At 49.6% G+C, this 14518-nt stretch carries 14 protein-coding genes; 5 read left to right on the top strand and 9 right to left on the bottom strand.

Features of this window, described 5'->3' with window-relative positions:
- Window positions 1–16 precede the first annotated feature (16 nt).
- The gene (locus KTH89_RS05225; protein WP_238721024.1) at window positions 17–733 is read left to right on the top strand and encodes an ABC transporter ATP-binding protein; all 717 of its coding nucleotides are present in this window, start codon (window positions 17–19) and stop codon (window positions 731–733) included.
- Complete coding sequence (locus KTH89_RS05230) at window positions 723–2300, top strand: hypothetical protein (RefSeq protein WP_238720934.1); 1578 nt, start codon at window positions 723–725, stop codon at window positions 2298–2300. Before KTH89_RS05225 ends, KTH89_RS05230 begins: the two co-directional genes overlap by 11 nt.
- A 267-nt stretch (window positions 2301–2567) precedes the next feature.
- Here KTH89_RS05230 and KTH89_RS05235 read toward each other — a convergent pair whose 3' ends face one another.
- The 6 genes from KTH89_RS05235 to KTH89_RS05260 all read right to left on the bottom strand — a co-directional run bounded on the left by KTH89_RS05235 (window position 2568) and on the right by KTH89_RS05260 (window position 9708).
- A complete protein-coding gene (locus tag KTH89_RS05235; RefSeq protein WP_238720935.1) occupies window positions 2568–3359 on the bottom strand; it encodes an HAD-IIA family hydrolase in 792 nt (263 codons plus the stop codon).
- Window positions 3360–3367: 8 nt separating this feature from the next.
- Entirely contained in the window at window positions 3368–4717 is a 1350-nt protein-coding gene (locus KTH89_RS05240; RefSeq protein ID WP_238720936.1) for a sn-glycerol-1-phosphate dehydrogenase, read from the bottom strand.
- 395 nt (window positions 4718–5112) lie between these two features.
- Complete coding sequence (locus KTH89_RS05245) at window positions 5113–6123, bottom strand: hypothetical protein (RefSeq protein ID WP_238720937.1); 1011 nt, start codon at window positions 6121–6123, stop codon at window positions 5113–5115.
- Window positions 6124–6285: 162 nt separating this feature from the next.
- Window positions 6286–7770: a phospholipase D-like domain-containing protein gene (locus tag KTH89_RS05250; protein WP_238720938.1), complete on the bottom strand. Its 1485-nt coding sequence runs from the start codon at window positions 7768–7770 to the stop codon at window positions 6286–6288.
- A gap of 35 nt (window positions 7771–7805) precedes the next feature.
- Window positions 7806–8873, bottom strand: coding sequence for an NADH:flavin oxidoreductase (locus KTH89_RS05255; RefSeq protein WP_238720939.1), 1068 nt, complete (start codon window positions 8871–8873; stop codon window positions 7806–7808).
- A gap of 79 nt (window positions 8874–8952) precedes the next feature.
- A complete protein-coding gene (locus KTH89_RS05260) occupies window positions 8953–9708 on the bottom strand; it encodes an exodeoxyribonuclease III (RefSeq protein ID WP_158342740.1) in 756 nt (251 codons plus the stop codon).
- Between the two features lie 170 nt (window positions 9709–9878).
- On the opposite strand from KTH89_RS05260, the gene KTH89_RS05265 reads away from it, so the two are divergent.
- The 3 genes from KTH89_RS05265 to KTH89_RS05275 are packed head-to-tail and all read left to right on the top strand — an operon-like array spanning window position 9879 to window position 12390.
- The gene (locus KTH89_RS05265; protein ID WP_238720940.1) at window positions 9879–10976 is read left to right on the top strand and encodes an ABC transporter substrate-binding protein; all 1098 of its coding nucleotides are present in this window, start codon (window positions 9879–9881) and stop codon (window positions 10974–10976) included.
- On the top strand, window positions 10951–11769 hold the full coding sequence (locus KTH89_RS05270) for an ABC transporter permease (RefSeq protein ID WP_330655126.1): 819 nt from the start codon (window positions 10951–10953) through the stop codon (window positions 11767–11769). The genes KTH89_RS05265 and KTH89_RS05270 overlap by 26 nt, the downstream gene beginning before the upstream one ends.
- A gap of 36 nt (window positions 11770–11805) precedes the next feature.
- Window positions 11806–12390, top strand: a complete 585-nt coding sequence (locus tag KTH89_RS05275; protein WP_238720941.1) for an ATP-binding cassette domain-containing protein — start codon at window positions 11806–11808, stop codon at window positions 12388–12390.
- 20 nt (window positions 12391–12410) lie between these two features.
- Here KTH89_RS05275 and KTH89_RS05280 read toward each other — a convergent pair whose 3' ends face one another.
- From KTH89_RS05280 to KTH89_RS05290, 3 genes are read right to left on the bottom strand one after another with little or no spacing between them, the layout of a single operon-like run.
- The gene (locus KTH89_RS05280; RefSeq protein ID WP_158342744.1) at window positions 12411–13466 is read right to left on the bottom strand and encodes a DUF4097 family beta strand repeat-containing protein; all 1056 of its coding nucleotides are present in this window, start codon (window positions 13464–13466) and stop codon (window positions 12411–12413) included.
- Window positions 13450–14049, bottom strand: a complete 600-nt coding sequence (locus KTH89_RS05285; RefSeq protein ID WP_238720942.1) for a DUF1700 domain-containing protein — start codon at window positions 14047–14049, stop codon at window positions 13450–13452. Before KTH89_RS05285 ends, KTH89_RS05280 begins: the two co-directional genes overlap by 17 nt.
- The gene (locus KTH89_RS05290) at window positions 14015–14362 is read right to left on the bottom strand and encodes a PadR family transcriptional regulator (RefSeq protein WP_158342746.1); all 348 of its coding nucleotides are present in this window, start codon (window positions 14360–14362) and stop codon (window positions 14015–14017) included. The genes KTH89_RS05285 and KTH89_RS05290 overlap by 35 nt, the downstream gene beginning before the upstream one ends.
- Window positions 14363–14518: the final 156 nt, after the last annotated feature.

Consider the following 14518-nt stretch of genomic DNA (forward strand, 5'->3'; position numbering starts at 1 on the left):
GATATTGGCTGCTGATATACTCACAATCCGGCATTTAACCAAGACATATAATAAGGAAAAGAAAGCGGTTGATGATTTGAGCCTGACCGTACAGGCCGGAGATATCTACGGATTCATCGGACACAACGGCGCCGGGAAGACCACTACGATCCGTGCGGTTACAGGGGTTATGGATTTTGATCAGGGCGAAATCTTCATCTGCGGACATTCTGTCAAAAAAGACTCTGTCCAATGTAAATCCATGACCGCTTATATACCAGATAATCCCGATTTGTATGAGCATTTAACCGGAATTCAGTATCTGAATTTTATCGGGGATATTTTTCAGGTGCCAAGGCAGGAACGGGAAGAACGGATCCGGCATTACGGGGATTTGCTGGAACTGACCCCGAATCTGGGTGATCTGATCTCCTCCTACTCCCATGGGATGAAGCAGAAAACCGCCATTATATCCGCCTTTTTGCATCAGCCCAGGCTGCTTGTCCTGGATGAACCTTTTGTCGGCCTGGACCCCAAGGCATCCTTCGATCTGAAAAATATGATGCATGAGCTCTGCGGAAAAGGCAGCGCCATCTTTTTCTCCACCCATGTATTGGAGGTAGCCGAAAAGCTCTGTAACAAGATCGCCATCATAAAGAACGGAAAACTGATCGCCAGCGGTAACACACAGGATGTCCGCGGAGACAGCAGCCTGGAAGAGGTATTTCTGGAGGTGGTGGATCATGATGCGTAAATGCGCTCTGCTCTTTAAAATACAGCTGCTCCAGCAGTTTGGTATCAACCGCCTGATCCATTCCGGCACTTCCAGGGAGAAAAGGCGGATGCTCCTTTTGTTCATTGGCGGTGTGCTGCTGGCTCTGCTGTTGGCCGGCTACAGCGCCGGAGCCGCATACGGGTACGTGTATCTGGGTCTGGAAGATTTACTGCCTTCCATGATGATTTTGATTTCCGCTATGATTACCCTGGTCACTACTTTTCTAAAAGGAAACGGCATTTTATTCGGATTTCATGACTATGATATGATCATGTCGCTGCCGGTCACCAGTTTTACCGTGGTTCTAAGCCGGATGGCCAGTGTCTATGGAATGAATCTGCTCTTTAACCTGGTCGCTTTAGTACCCGCCGGGATTGTTTACGGCAGCGCTGCGGAGCTCTCTTTTTCCAGTTGGGTCATGCTGTTTTTCCTGCTGTTTCTGGCGCCGCTGCTGCCGTTGGCTGCAGCTACACTGCTCTGTATCCTGATCACTGCCGTATCGCTGCGCTTCCGGCACCGGAACCTGGTAACCATTTTGTTAAGCCTGACTCTCATCTTTTTGTTTCTGGCCGGCAGTATGCAGACGTCCCAGTGGGATTCCCGGGATATAACGGCACTGGGAAAAGCCGCCGGTGACGCGGTAAATCACTACTATCCGCCCGCTTCTCTGGTGTCCAAAGCCGTCGTCAGTTCCTCCTGGGCGGATTTCGGGCTGTTTACTCTGCTATCCATCGCAGGAGCGCTTCTGCTGCTGGCTGTCCTGTCTCTTTTTTATACCAGACTGAACACACTGCTTGGGGCGGTACACACCAGGGGCGGTTATCAGTTAAAAGAACTTCGGGTGTCCACACCGTTCCGGGCGCTGTTTTCCAAAGAACTCCGCCGATATTTCTCTTGTTCCATTTATGTGCTGAATACCGTCATGGGCGTTTTGCTTCTTCTGGCGCTTTCCATTGCTCTGGTCTTCTTTGATCCGAGTCAGCTGGAAGACTTGCTCAACCTGCCCGGAGCCGGTCAGTGGTTCCGTTCACTGGCGCCGTTAATTCCGCTGTTTTTTATCGGGCTCTCCCCCACGACCAACAGTTCCATCTCTCTGGAGGGTAAGAACCGCTGGATTATTTATTCTGCGCCGGTTGAGACCATAACGGTCTTTGTTTCGAAAATCGCTGTAAACTTAATCCTATTCTTGCCCTGCGTACTGGTCAGCAGCCTCCTGCTGGCTCTGGGGTTAAAAACCGGACTTTTGAACACCCTGCTCCTGTTCGCATTGCCCGTTGTATATACATTTTTTATCTCCGTCGCGGGCCTTATGATCAATTTAAAGTTCCCGCTTTATGACTGGGAAAGCGAATACGCGGTAGTCAAACGCGGAACCGCCGTACTCGTCTCTATGCTGCTTGGCTTTTTGACTACTCTGGTTCCAATCGCGGCCGCCATCCTGTTCCAGAACCCTTTGGCCGTTACCGCCGTATTTACTCTGCTGTACGCTGCGTTAACCTTATGGATCTACCAAAGGCTTAAGGCCGTGAAACTTTTTGTCGCATGACCCTGTTTTTTCCTGTAATATCACATCTGGCTGGAGGAGGATTCATGGGTTATATTCGGAAATTTTTATAAGGATTTTGGAATAACTTAAGATGTTTTCAGATTCTTTAAGATTTTCGACACAATTTGAACATACTTTGCAGTTATAATGTATTTAGATAGTTGATTACACACTCACTATCTCCCCCCTCATAAAGTGTACAAAAGAATGTGCCTCACGGCACATTCTTTTGTTTTAAGCGGCTTTCTGTTATTTTGTACGGCAGCATCACAGGATAACCGCCCGGTATAGCTGTTCTACATTTTCAAAACAGTAGGTAGGCTTATAAGGAGTATCCGCCAAATCTTCCTGTTTTGCTTCCCCGGTCAGAAGCACGCAGGTTTCCACCCCCGCCTCGATTCCACAGGCAATATCGGTGTAGAGCCGGTCGCCCACCACCAGTGTTTCCGCGCTTGTGAAACCGGTCTGCTTCAGACAGATATCCACGATTTTCCGGTTCGGCTTACCGATATATTCGGGCCGCCTTCCGGCCGCGTCATACAGCATGTTACAGATAGCGCCGCAGTCCGGTATGAAACCAAAAGGAGCCGGGCAGCACAGATCCGGGTTTGTGGCTACATAATCTATCTTCTCCCGGAATAAAAGCTCACAGGCCTTTTCCAGTTTTTCATAGGTCAGTTCATTATCATATCCCACTACCACACATTCCGTATCCGGCTCTGCCTCTTCCGTGACCCGCAGTCCCCAGCCTTTTAGCTCCTGCACAAAAGAACGTGTCCCCAGTACAAACAACTTTTTTCCGTCGTAGCGTTCTTTCAGATAGAGACACGCCGCATAGGCAGCGGTCACAAAGTGTTCTTCCGGAACTGCCAGGTCCCACTTCTTGAACTTTTTCACATAATCCTTCCGGCTTTTGGTGGAATTGTTGGTAATATAAAGGGCCTTCCCCCCGATGCCGGTGATATGCTCCAGCAGCTCCCTGGTGCCGGGGAGCAGTTCATCCCCCACCGCTATGGTTCCGTCAATATCAAATAAAAACAATTTCTTTTCTTTTAACATAAAAAACCTCACATCCCGAATTCTGCCGTCAGGCGGTCTGCAAATTCCTCATTCAAGCCCAGGTCAAACAGGATCTGCAGAAGTCCGAACCGGTTTCTCAGTTCCTTGGCATACAGCACACTATTTTTTACCATGGATGCGTCCACACCGATCTCCGCCGGTGTGACGGGCGCGCCGATCCCCTTTAAAACCGCGCTGATCTCTTCCGCCTTCGGCAGGGCACGGATCAATTTTAATACCTCGTCCCAATTCGCTTCCATCTGGCCGATCCTGCTGAGGACCACCTGCGGATCGTTCTTGTGCACCCGTTCTTCCAGGCGGATCACTTCCCCGGCCGCCGGTCCATACGCCTTTCGGATCTTTTCTTTCCAATTTTCCAGATCAAAGCTTCGCGCCTTCGCCCGGGCCTTTTCAAAATCTATGGGCGTATCCGCCAGCATCTCGTAGAGTTTCAGCGCGCTGATGGTACCGATTCCCACTTTGGTCCCATGGAGCACGGCCGGACGGTTCTGAAATAAGAACATCATCTCCCAGTAATGGGATAAATGATGCTCGCTTCCCGATGCCGGGCGGGAATTCCCCACATAACTGATCGCGATGCCGGACAGGGTCAATCCGTTCATAACCGCTTCCACTGCCTTCGGCTCCCGTTCACGAACCAGATCCGCGTTTTCCATAATGACCCGAATGGAATTTAGCACCATCTCTTCCACATAACCGCAGTAATACTCTCCCTGAAGCAGGTGGGAAATCTTCCAGTCCGTTAAACAGACATATTTGCCCAGAATATCCCCGACGCCCGCCGCGATCATCGGCATGGGCGCGGTGCGCAGAACGTCCACATCCCCGATTACGCCTTTGGGCGTATGAACCTCGTATGTAGTCTTTAACTGATTCGTAATCATAGCCGCCACATTGGAGGAAAATCCATCCATGGAAGGAGCCGATCCCACCACGAAATAGTCCAGTCCCATTTTATAGCTGATATATTTACAAAGATCATTCAGGGTACCGCTTCCGACCCCGACGACTGCGTCAAAGCCCGGGTCCGCCGCCACCGTAAGCCGGCCGATCGCCCGCTCCTCCGGAACCAGAGCCGTATCCTGATAGACAAAAGTGTCCACGGTAAAACCCGCGGTTTCGAGAACCGACGCGGTATAAGAGCCGGCCGCTTCCCATGTATTTACATCCGCCACCACCAGCAGCTTTTTATAGTTGTATTTTTTTAGAATCCCGGGCAGCTTTTGAATCGCCCCGCTTCCGATTTCCAGTTCCATCAGATCTGTGCCATGGGCTCTGTTACAGGCGCAGTCCGGTCTTCCCTTCAAATATTCCTTCAACTCCATCGACTCTCTCAAGTCTATCACCCTCTCTTATCATCGTTTTTCTTGATTGTAACATAAAATGAACCGCCGTCAAGAACAGAAGCCCTGTACTATTCTGTTATTAATAAAATCCATGTTAATTATTATTAATAAATCTCTGTTGAAGCCTGACTCCCCCTCCTTGCCTGTACAGAGGAGGGACGGGTATATCGTAGTTTTTGAACAGACTTGGCTGTGTATTTTGTTCCTTGCTGATTCTTTTCCGGTAGATGCGTTTCGTTAACCGGCAGACCATCGCTTGTTTATTATTAATAATCTGTCTTACTTATTTATTTTTTCTTTCGAGCCGCTAAGTGCTCATAGCAAAATAATAGGGCTGCTGCAAAAAAACCGCTGCAGCAACCCGATATTTCATTCATATGTACTCTTTATAGCGATACACCATCCGCCGGATCTTTTTCTCCACGGTCCTCGCTGGTAAATGCCGCATAATCCGAAAATCCATCCGTCGTACCATAAGGAGTGACTGTCGCCATAACCTGATCCATCGTTTTCACTTCGGTTCCGGCTGTTCTGGAGATTCTTCCCCAGGCAATCCAGATACCAAGCGCAACAAAGAGGAAGGATGTGAGTGCGTCCATCGTCATAGCAGTCCAAACGCTGGGTTCTAACAGGGACGCCCATACGATCTGTATCGCCTCCGATATAAGGAACCCTTCTGCTACTATATAATAAGCCAGAAGCAGCATCTCAATCATATAGACGCTTAAAACAGATAAAATGACCGTCAAAACGATCACTACTTTATTCATTTTACCCTTCAGCAGCTTATATCCATAATAAATGCACAGCGGAATCAGCGCAAACAGGAGCGCGTATATCTTCTCAACCAGCACCACGCTTAAAAAGGAAGGAAGCACACCGACGATTGCACCCAGGATACCACCGATAATTCCGGTAAAATAATTTCCCTCACTGACGCTCTTCTGCGCCTTGTTCTTAACATGGGACACGACCTGTTCCATACAGCTCCTATGAGCCGCTTCATAGCCGCCTTTATAGGCAACCAGAATGTCACAGCCGGAATTTCCGCAGACCGGACAATTTTTGGACGGCGCCACACTGCGCCTTCTCAAAGCTTCCGTTACCGCGTTCACAGCTCCCTGGAAGGCCTGCTGGTAATCCGCATCTTTTAATACCAAGGTAAAACACAGATGTCCGTTTTCGTACATAAAGTAATACTTCTTGCCCAGTTCTGATTTCAAATCCTTAACCAGAGCTTTCCACTCGGTTACCGGAGCGGACATAATGACTTTCCACTGCTTATTGGCGTTAAACTGAACTGCTGTGGGATAATCATTTTCTACACCATAAGCAATTTTATCTAATATCTTATACCCACGGCTGTTTAAATATCCCTGAAATGTCTTTAGATTCATATTTGAGTTCCCCCTCTCTTATAATTTATGAATCGGCATGTTAATATTATCACAAAGCTCGGTGGATACACAACCCTAAGAAACTTAAAATTCCCTTAAGATTATGTAAAATTTTAACATTTTTATACATTTTTCGCATTTATAAGAAAATAACGGATTCCTTTAAATTAAATAACGGATCAATTGGAACAGATAGGGAGTAATCCGAAACATCGCCGCCTTCTTTTTCGGCGCCTGCGCCACGGGCACGTCCGGATTCGGGGCATAAGTGCCGTCCGGATTCACCGCCAGGCTTTGCGCGTGCATAGCCATGATCTTCGCCTCCAGCTGATCCTGGAATTCCTCCCCGTCGATCACCAGCATGGTTTCCGTATCGATGTAGGTGCTGCGCATATCCAGATTATAAGACCCGATCAGGGAAATATCCTCATCGATCAGCATCGATTTACCGTGAGAGGAATGATCACCCTGGAATTCATAGATCTGCACGCCCGTTTTTATCACTTTTTTCTTCTGGAAAAGATAATCCGATCCGGCCATCAGATTATCCCCCACCGCCGGATTATTGATCTGCATGTCAAACCGCTCAAGCCGCTCTCCCACCTCTGTCATCCCCGCATACATATCCTTGCTGAATGCCACATAGGGGGTCTGCACATAGGCCCTCTCCTTCGCCTGCAGCATCAGCTGCTGCAGCTGATACCAGACATAGGGCTGTTTGGAGTAGATATGAGTCGGATTATGAATCAGCGTGATCTTATCGGTGGGCAGCGTAAAGCTTTCATAATCCAATGGTCCGTCAAACAGCTCGGGCCGGTTCTTCTGAAGCTCCTGATAATGGTTGCAAAGACGTTCTTCCTCCGCCTTCACCTCATCCGCGCGCCGCCCCGGCACACGGGCATATTCCGTTTTGCATACGCCCAGATTCCAGACTCCTTCATAATACGATAACGCCTGGGCAACGACGCTGTCCGTTCCCTCTTCACTGCCGCTCTTTGTATTATAGACCAGCACGTCCCTGTCATAGCTTAGATTTTTATCCGTATAATTGCCAAGAAAATAATCGAATGTATTTCTGCCGCCCGCCATCAGAAGCTTATCGTCCACAAGGATCAGTTTATCATGGAGCCTGCCGTTAATCGTCCAGGGCATCAGAAGGTTGGGCTTATTATAAAACCGGATCTCCAAATTCGGGTGGCTGCCGGCCGCGTAGAACATCGGAAGCTTTTTCATATGAATCATGCCGTACAGGCCGTCTACCAGTACCCTTACCTTGACTCCTCGGTCCGCCGCGTCAAGAAGCGCGGCAAAAATATCGTCGCAGCTGCCGCCCGGCCGGATATCAAATGTCGAAAGGGCGATCGTCTCCTTTGCCTCATTTATCATCAGTATTCTGGCATCCAGCGCTTCCTGGCTGGTCTCCACAACCACAGCCCGGTCTATTCCCGGCGAATCCTGTCCGTAAAATCTTGAAATATCCAATTCCTTCTGCGCATCCGCCTTCACTTTCGGATGAAACATAAATGGCACCAGCGCTCCTGCCGCCACATATAAGATTACAATGATAATGATCCACTTAATCACTTTTCCCGCCCGCTTTTTCTTGTTTGTCTGCATTATGTTTGTCTGCATTATGTTTGTCTGCATATAGTTCCTCTTCCTGATCTGCCGGTCCGGATCTGTTAACCCTCTCTTCTGCGGTTCAGCAGAACCCGTCCCGCGCATTTATCCGGATTCACACGCCACATACAGGTTTTACAGTCCAGGCATCTGCCCGTATCCCGTCCCGCCTGCGCGTCCTGTGCCCAGTTCTGATTCACCAGGATGCCGCGGCCGATGTCCACCATATCCACACCGGTGCGCATAAGAATATCTTCTGCCATTTGCGGGGATTGTATTCCATATACCGCGAATACAGGCACGTGCACCTGTTTTTTTATCTCGGCGGCTCCATATATGACATCCCGGTACGGAAAGTCTTCCGGCTTCTCCGGCTCATCCATTCCCTGAAAACCATACGAGATGTCCAGAAAATCGATTCCGGCCTCCTCAAGCGCCTTCGCGTGAGCGATTCCGTCGGCCAGAGCAGGTTCGAAGGTGCCCAGCCGGATTCCGATGATAAAGCTTTTCGGCGTTAACGCCCGGATTCCCCTGAGAATTTCCAGCGCAAACCGTTCCGGTTCCCTGCCGTACTCATCGCTGCGCCGGTTCACCCTGCGGTTAAAGAACTGGCACATCAGGTACTGATGGCAGCCGTGCAGCTCAACACCGTCGTACCCCGCCTCATAAGCCCTTCTTCCTGCCTGTATATACGCATCCTGTATCTGCCGGATCTCTTCCAGGCTCATCTCATACCCGGTCTTTTCTTCCCCGTTCTTCACACAGCGGAAATCACTGGGGCAATACGCGTGCTGAGTGGTTCCCCCTACCACCCCGGCATGGTGAATCTGGACGATAATCGGACATCCCTCCCGGTGGACCGCCTCGGTAATCCTGCAAAGTCCCGGGATCTGCTCCTCTTCCCAGATTCCCAACTGGTCCCGGCAGATTCTGCCTTCCTTTGTCACACAGGTTGCCTCCTGAATGATCAGACCGGCGCCACCCCGGGCCGCCGCCCTGTAATGCTCCACATTTTTCTCAACCGCCAATCCATCGTCCCCCACCCATCCATAGCATACCATGGGCGGCATACAAATTCTGTTTTTTATCTCCAGGCCCCGGATCGCAAGGGGCTCAAATAATCGTTCCATATCCAATCATCCGCTTTCTGAATTTCTTTCTGTATGAAGTCTTCATCCTGTGCCTGTCCCGCCTGAACCTTTGGCATCCTTACACATCCAGGTCCAGCTCGATCGGGCAATGGTCCGATCCGAAAACATCCGTATGTATATCCGCTCCTTGCAGCCGGTCTTTTAGTCCCTGGGACACACAGAAATAGTCGATCCGCCATCCCGCATTTTTCTCCCTGGCCTTAAAGCGATAGGACCACCAGGAATAAACGCCCTGGGTATCCGGGTGAAAATACCTCCAGGTATCGATAAAGCCCGCCTGCAAAAGCCTGGTGAATTTTTCCCGCTCTTCATCGGTAAAGCCGGCGTTCTTATGATTCGTCTTCGGATTCTTCAAGTCAATCTCCTGGTGGGCCACATTCATATCACCGCACACCACCACCGGCTTTGACTCCTCCAGCTTCTCCAGATAACCAAGGAAATCCTCCTCCCACTGCATCCGGTAAGAAAGCCTCGCCAGGCCGTCCTGGGAATTCGGCGTATAGACGGTCACCATATAGAATTCATCAAATTCCAAGGTTATGACCCGTCCTTCCTGATCGTGCTCCTCCATCCCTATTCCATAGCTCACAGCCAAAGGTTCCTTTTTAGTAAATATAGCAGTCCCGGAATACCCCTTTTTCACTGCGTAATTCCAATATTGATAATACCCGGGCAGGTTCAGGTCGATCTGCCCTTCCTGTACCTTACTTTCCTGAATACAGAAAATATCCGCATCCGCGTCCCCAAAAAAATCCAGAAACCCTTTCTGCACACAAGCCCGGATTCCATTCACATTCCAGGAAATCAATTTCATTCCATCATCACCTCTCGTCATTTTTCAGATGTTACTATCATAATACAATCTTCTTAAAAAGTAAAACTTCTTTCCGCCGGAACGGTCCGGTTGTGGGCCTTGAATCCGCCGGTCCGCTTGACTTTTTCATAACATACTGTTAAATTAGGTGGGAAAGAAGGGATAAGATTATGAAAAAAATATTCGTGGTAATGGTAACACTGTGTATGACTGCCGGACTGCTCTCGGGGTGCGGCTCAAAGGATAGCGGCACCAGTGCGCCGGCGGTTTCGGCCACGCCTGCGGCGGCGGAAGAAAGCCCTGCTCCGGCGGCTGAGACACCGGAACCGTCGGAAAGCCCGCAGGCTCCGGCAGTGACAGACGATGAGACGGTCATTCATGTGGGCGCTTTAAAGGGCCCTACTTCTATGGGTATGGTCAAGCTGATGGCGGATTCAGACGCGGGAACTACCGCCGGCAAATATGAATTTTCGATTCATGGCGCGGTGGATGAGATGACTCCGAAGATCGTGCAGGGAGATTTTGATATCGCCGCTGTGCCCGCGAATCTGGCCAGCGTTCTGTATCATAATACCAAAGGACAGATCAGCGTGCTGGCCGTTAATACGCTGGGCGTGCTTTATATCGTGGAAAACGGAGAGACTGTCCGGTCTGTGGCGGATCTGAAGGGAAAAACCTTGTATGCCAGCGGGAAGGGCGCTACTCCGGAATATGCCCTTAATTACATCCTGAAATCGAATGGACTGGATCCCGCAAAAGATCTGACGATCGAATATAAATCGGAACATACGGAATGCGTGGCCGCGCTGGCGGCTGACCCTGCAGGTGTCGCCATGCTTCCCCAGCCCTTTGTGACGACAGCCCAGGTAAAAAATCCGGATATCCGGGTGGCGCTTGATCTGACGAAGGAATGGGATAACGCCCAGGAGGGACAGGAAGTCAAAAGTTCTCTCATCACAGGGGTCGTTGTCGCCAGGAACGAATTCATAGAGGCGCATCCGGATCTGGTTCATACTTTTTTGGATGAGTATCACACTTCTATCGATTATGTGAATGGTAATGTGCAGGACGCTGCCAAGCTGGTAGGCTCTTACAATATCGTTCCTGAGGAAGTGGCGGTGAAAGCGCTTCCGGCTTGTAATATCGTATTTATGGAAGGTACTGAAATGAAAGACGCCTTAAGCGGATATCTGGCCGTACTCCTGGAGCAGAATCCGAAGGCGGTCGGAGGGGCGTTGCCGGATGAGACGTTCTACTACAGCAGATAACCGAAAAGACGGTAAAAGATTCACGGTTCGAAAAGGAACGGCTGCAAAGGCAGGTACCGGTTTCCGTGTTTGGGCAATCGTTTTTTGGCTTGTTGTCTGGCAGCTGACAAGCATGGCGCTGGGGCAGGAGATTCTTTTGGTTTCTCCTGTCTCGGTCCTTTTGCGTCTTGGAACACTGATTCGGACTCTTGCGTTTTGGCATGCGGTATCTTTTTCTTTTATACGGATTGTCGGCGGATTTGTGCTGGCGCTATTGGCCGGAGTGCTTTTTGCCGCGCTTTCTTTTTGCTTTTCCTGGTTCCGGGAACTTCTGCATCCGTTGATGGCAGTCATAAAAGCGACTCCCGTGGCTTCCTTTATTATCCTCTGCCTGGTGTGGATTCCTTCCAGGGGATTGTCGGTATTTATCTCTTTTTTGATGGTGCTTCCCATCATTTATACGAATGTGCTGGAAGGTATTCATCATACGGACCGGCAGCTGCTGGAGATGGCCGAAATCTTCCGGGTACGGGGCTTGCGCAGAATACGTTACATCTATTTTTCGCAGGTCATGCCGTATTTTCGCTCCGCGTGCGGAGTTTCCCTGGGGCTTTGCTGGAAATCCGGGATCGCGGCGGAGGTGATCGGTATGCCGGATGGCTCCATCGGCGACATGCTGTATCAGGCTAAGATTTATCTCGATACCCCGGATCTCTTTGCCTGGACCTTTGTCATCATTCTGGTCAGCGTATTGTTTGGAAAAGTGTTCATGAAACTGCTGGACACGGCGATCCACGCAATTGAGAGAAGTTAACGGTTTAGGAAACAATCCGCACACAAGGAGGCAATTATGGATATCACTTTGAAAAATGTGACAAAATCATATGGAGATCTGACAGTGCTGCGCCAGTTTAACCATACGTTCCGTGAGGGGGAGACTACCTGCATCATGGGGCCTTCCGGCTGCGGAAAGACGACCCTGCTCCGCCTTTTGATGGGACTTGAAAAGCCGGATGAGGGTGAGATCCTGGGCCTGTCCGGTCTGCGGATGGGCGCCGTTTTCCAGGAATACCGCCTGTGTGAGAATCTGAATGCCATCTCCAATGTGCGGATGGTTTGCAGCCACGCGCTTCCAAAAGAACGGATCACCCAAGCGCTCACACAAGTAGGCATTACCGACAGCCTGTATAAGCCGGTACGTGATTACAGCGGAGGAATGAAACGCCGGGTGGCCATCGTCCGCGCCGTCCTTTCCGATCCTGAGATCTGTTTTCTGGACGAACCCTTTGAAGGTTTGGACGAAGCCACCCGGTCTGTGGTTGGTTCCTGGTTATATCGTCAACTGTCCGGCAAGACGGTTCTGATGGTCAGCCACGATGAGGAGGATGCTCTTCGAATGGACGCCTCTGTCTTCCGCCTTGACCAGGACATTTGACTTCTGTTTTGGGGTTGGATTCAATCTTTCTCCGTGTTGACAACGATCTTACCGTCAGAGGAATCCACTCTGATCACACGGTCGGCCTTATTCCGGATTCTTATTTCTTCATCCCGGCGGTATCCGTTCAGTCTGACAGAACCGTAATCTGAGTGCAGATCATAGTCGTAATCGTCTTCCGCTCCCAGCATATTCAGCTCCACATCTCCATAAGAACTCTCAACCTTCAGATCCTGTATATCCGCCTCGTCAAAACGGCAGTTTCCATCGGACTGGTATACGTTCCAGATATTTCCGCTCAGAACGTCCCCTTTGATCGAGCCGTAATAGTTTCTGATATCGTTATTTTCCGCTTTTATCTGTTCCATTTCCAGCTTGCCGTCACTTAATTCAACGGTCAAATCCTGCACATCCACTTGTTTTAAGATGGTATTTCCATAGGCGTTATAGACCTTCAGCGTTTCCGCGGCGCAATTACTTACCTCTATCTTTCCGTCGCTGGAATTCAGTTCGATTTGTTTTCCCTGTACATCGCTCACTTTCATATCCCCGTATGAGATATCCACGCTGAGCCAGTCTGTTTTCACCGAGCCATCCCAGACAAATTCCCCGTCGCTTCCGACGATCTGCACATTTTCCAGATAGACATCCTCGGGCACATATAATTTCAGATAATCATTTCCCTTCGGATCATAGACGTTTCCTACCGGGCCGGAATAGAAAAAGCTATATACCGCGCCTGCATTTTCCTGGATTTCCCGGAAGGTGAGCGTCTTATTGTCCACACTGTAAGCCGGACCTTTCTCATCTCCGGTTAATGAATACTCCAGATAATATCCGTCCGAAGGTACGATCGTAATATCACCGAAATTAACGGTCAGTTTCACATTTTCAAAAGCGTCGATTCGGGTCTTTTCCAGTGAATGATTCACGGATGTCGTCCCGTTGACAATCCCTTCCGGTCCAATCGCGAAAGAAGGGCTGCCGCCCAGCGCGTATCCGACTCCCAAAAAACCGGCTCCTGCCACGACCAGGCAGGTGGCTATCATTAATATCGTTTTACTGAACTTTTTCATGTTTTTTCTTCCCCCTTGTCAGCATTCTGCGGAACAGACGCGCAATTCCGGCAAACAGTAATCTTCCGAGATAATAACTCCCGTAAAGGATAAAGATTCCAACGCCAGCCGCCAAAAGTCCGCTTCCAATCACCGCCAGGCCATCGGCGAATGTTTGGAACAGCAGGTATCCGCCTGCCGCTAATGACAGCAATCCCCCGGCGCCCAGGCAGATTCCCGCGAAAATAAAGCAGGCCACAAAGATGAATACCACCAAAACCACACAAAAAATAACCAATGCGAAGGCAAATGCCAGGGGCAGCCCGATCGGTGCCGCAAACACGGCCAGAATCACAATCCAGATAGCGGAAAAACCATGCTTAACCGACTTCTCCGGCTCCTCCATCTTCTTAATTGCCAGATCCCGTATAATCTGATTGGCAATGTCTATCGGGTTCCCCAGTTCTTCCATCACCGCCTGCTCATTCTCAGGTCCGGCGTCCTCAAAATATTCCTCATAATACTGAAGTGCCTGCTCGCGGTCCGCGCGCGGCAGTCTTCTGAGCTCCTTATTCAAAATCCGCAGATATTCCTGTCTGTTCATCGCTTTCCCCTCCTCGCAAAATTCTCTCCACATCCATACGGAAGTCGATCCATTCCTTCACATAATAACGTTTCTTATCCTGTCCGCTGTCCGTAATCCGGTAATATCTCCTGTTCCTTCCCTGGAACGGCCTGTCATATACTTCCAGGTATCCTGCCTCCTGCATCCTTTTCAGCACCGGATAAAGGGTCGATTCCTTCAGATTCACCACAGTCTTGATCTCCTGCGAGATCTGATAGCCATAGGCGTCTCCTTTCGACACAATCGCCAGTACAAAAGCATCCAACAACGCCGATCCCAACTGATACACCATATCAACTCCTCCTTTCCAATATATAAAATATTTTATATATGCTTAATTTTTCTATATTATATATCATATAATATACTCTGTCAATATATATACTGTGATTTTATATATATTTTTTCCTTCCGGAATCCCAATACCTTCTAACACTCATATTCTCAT

Source organism: Diplocloster agilis, from assembly GCF_019042275.1.
Taxonomy (GTDB): Bacteria; Bacillota; Clostridia; order Lachnospirales; family Lachnospiraceae; genus Diplocloster; species Diplocloster agilis.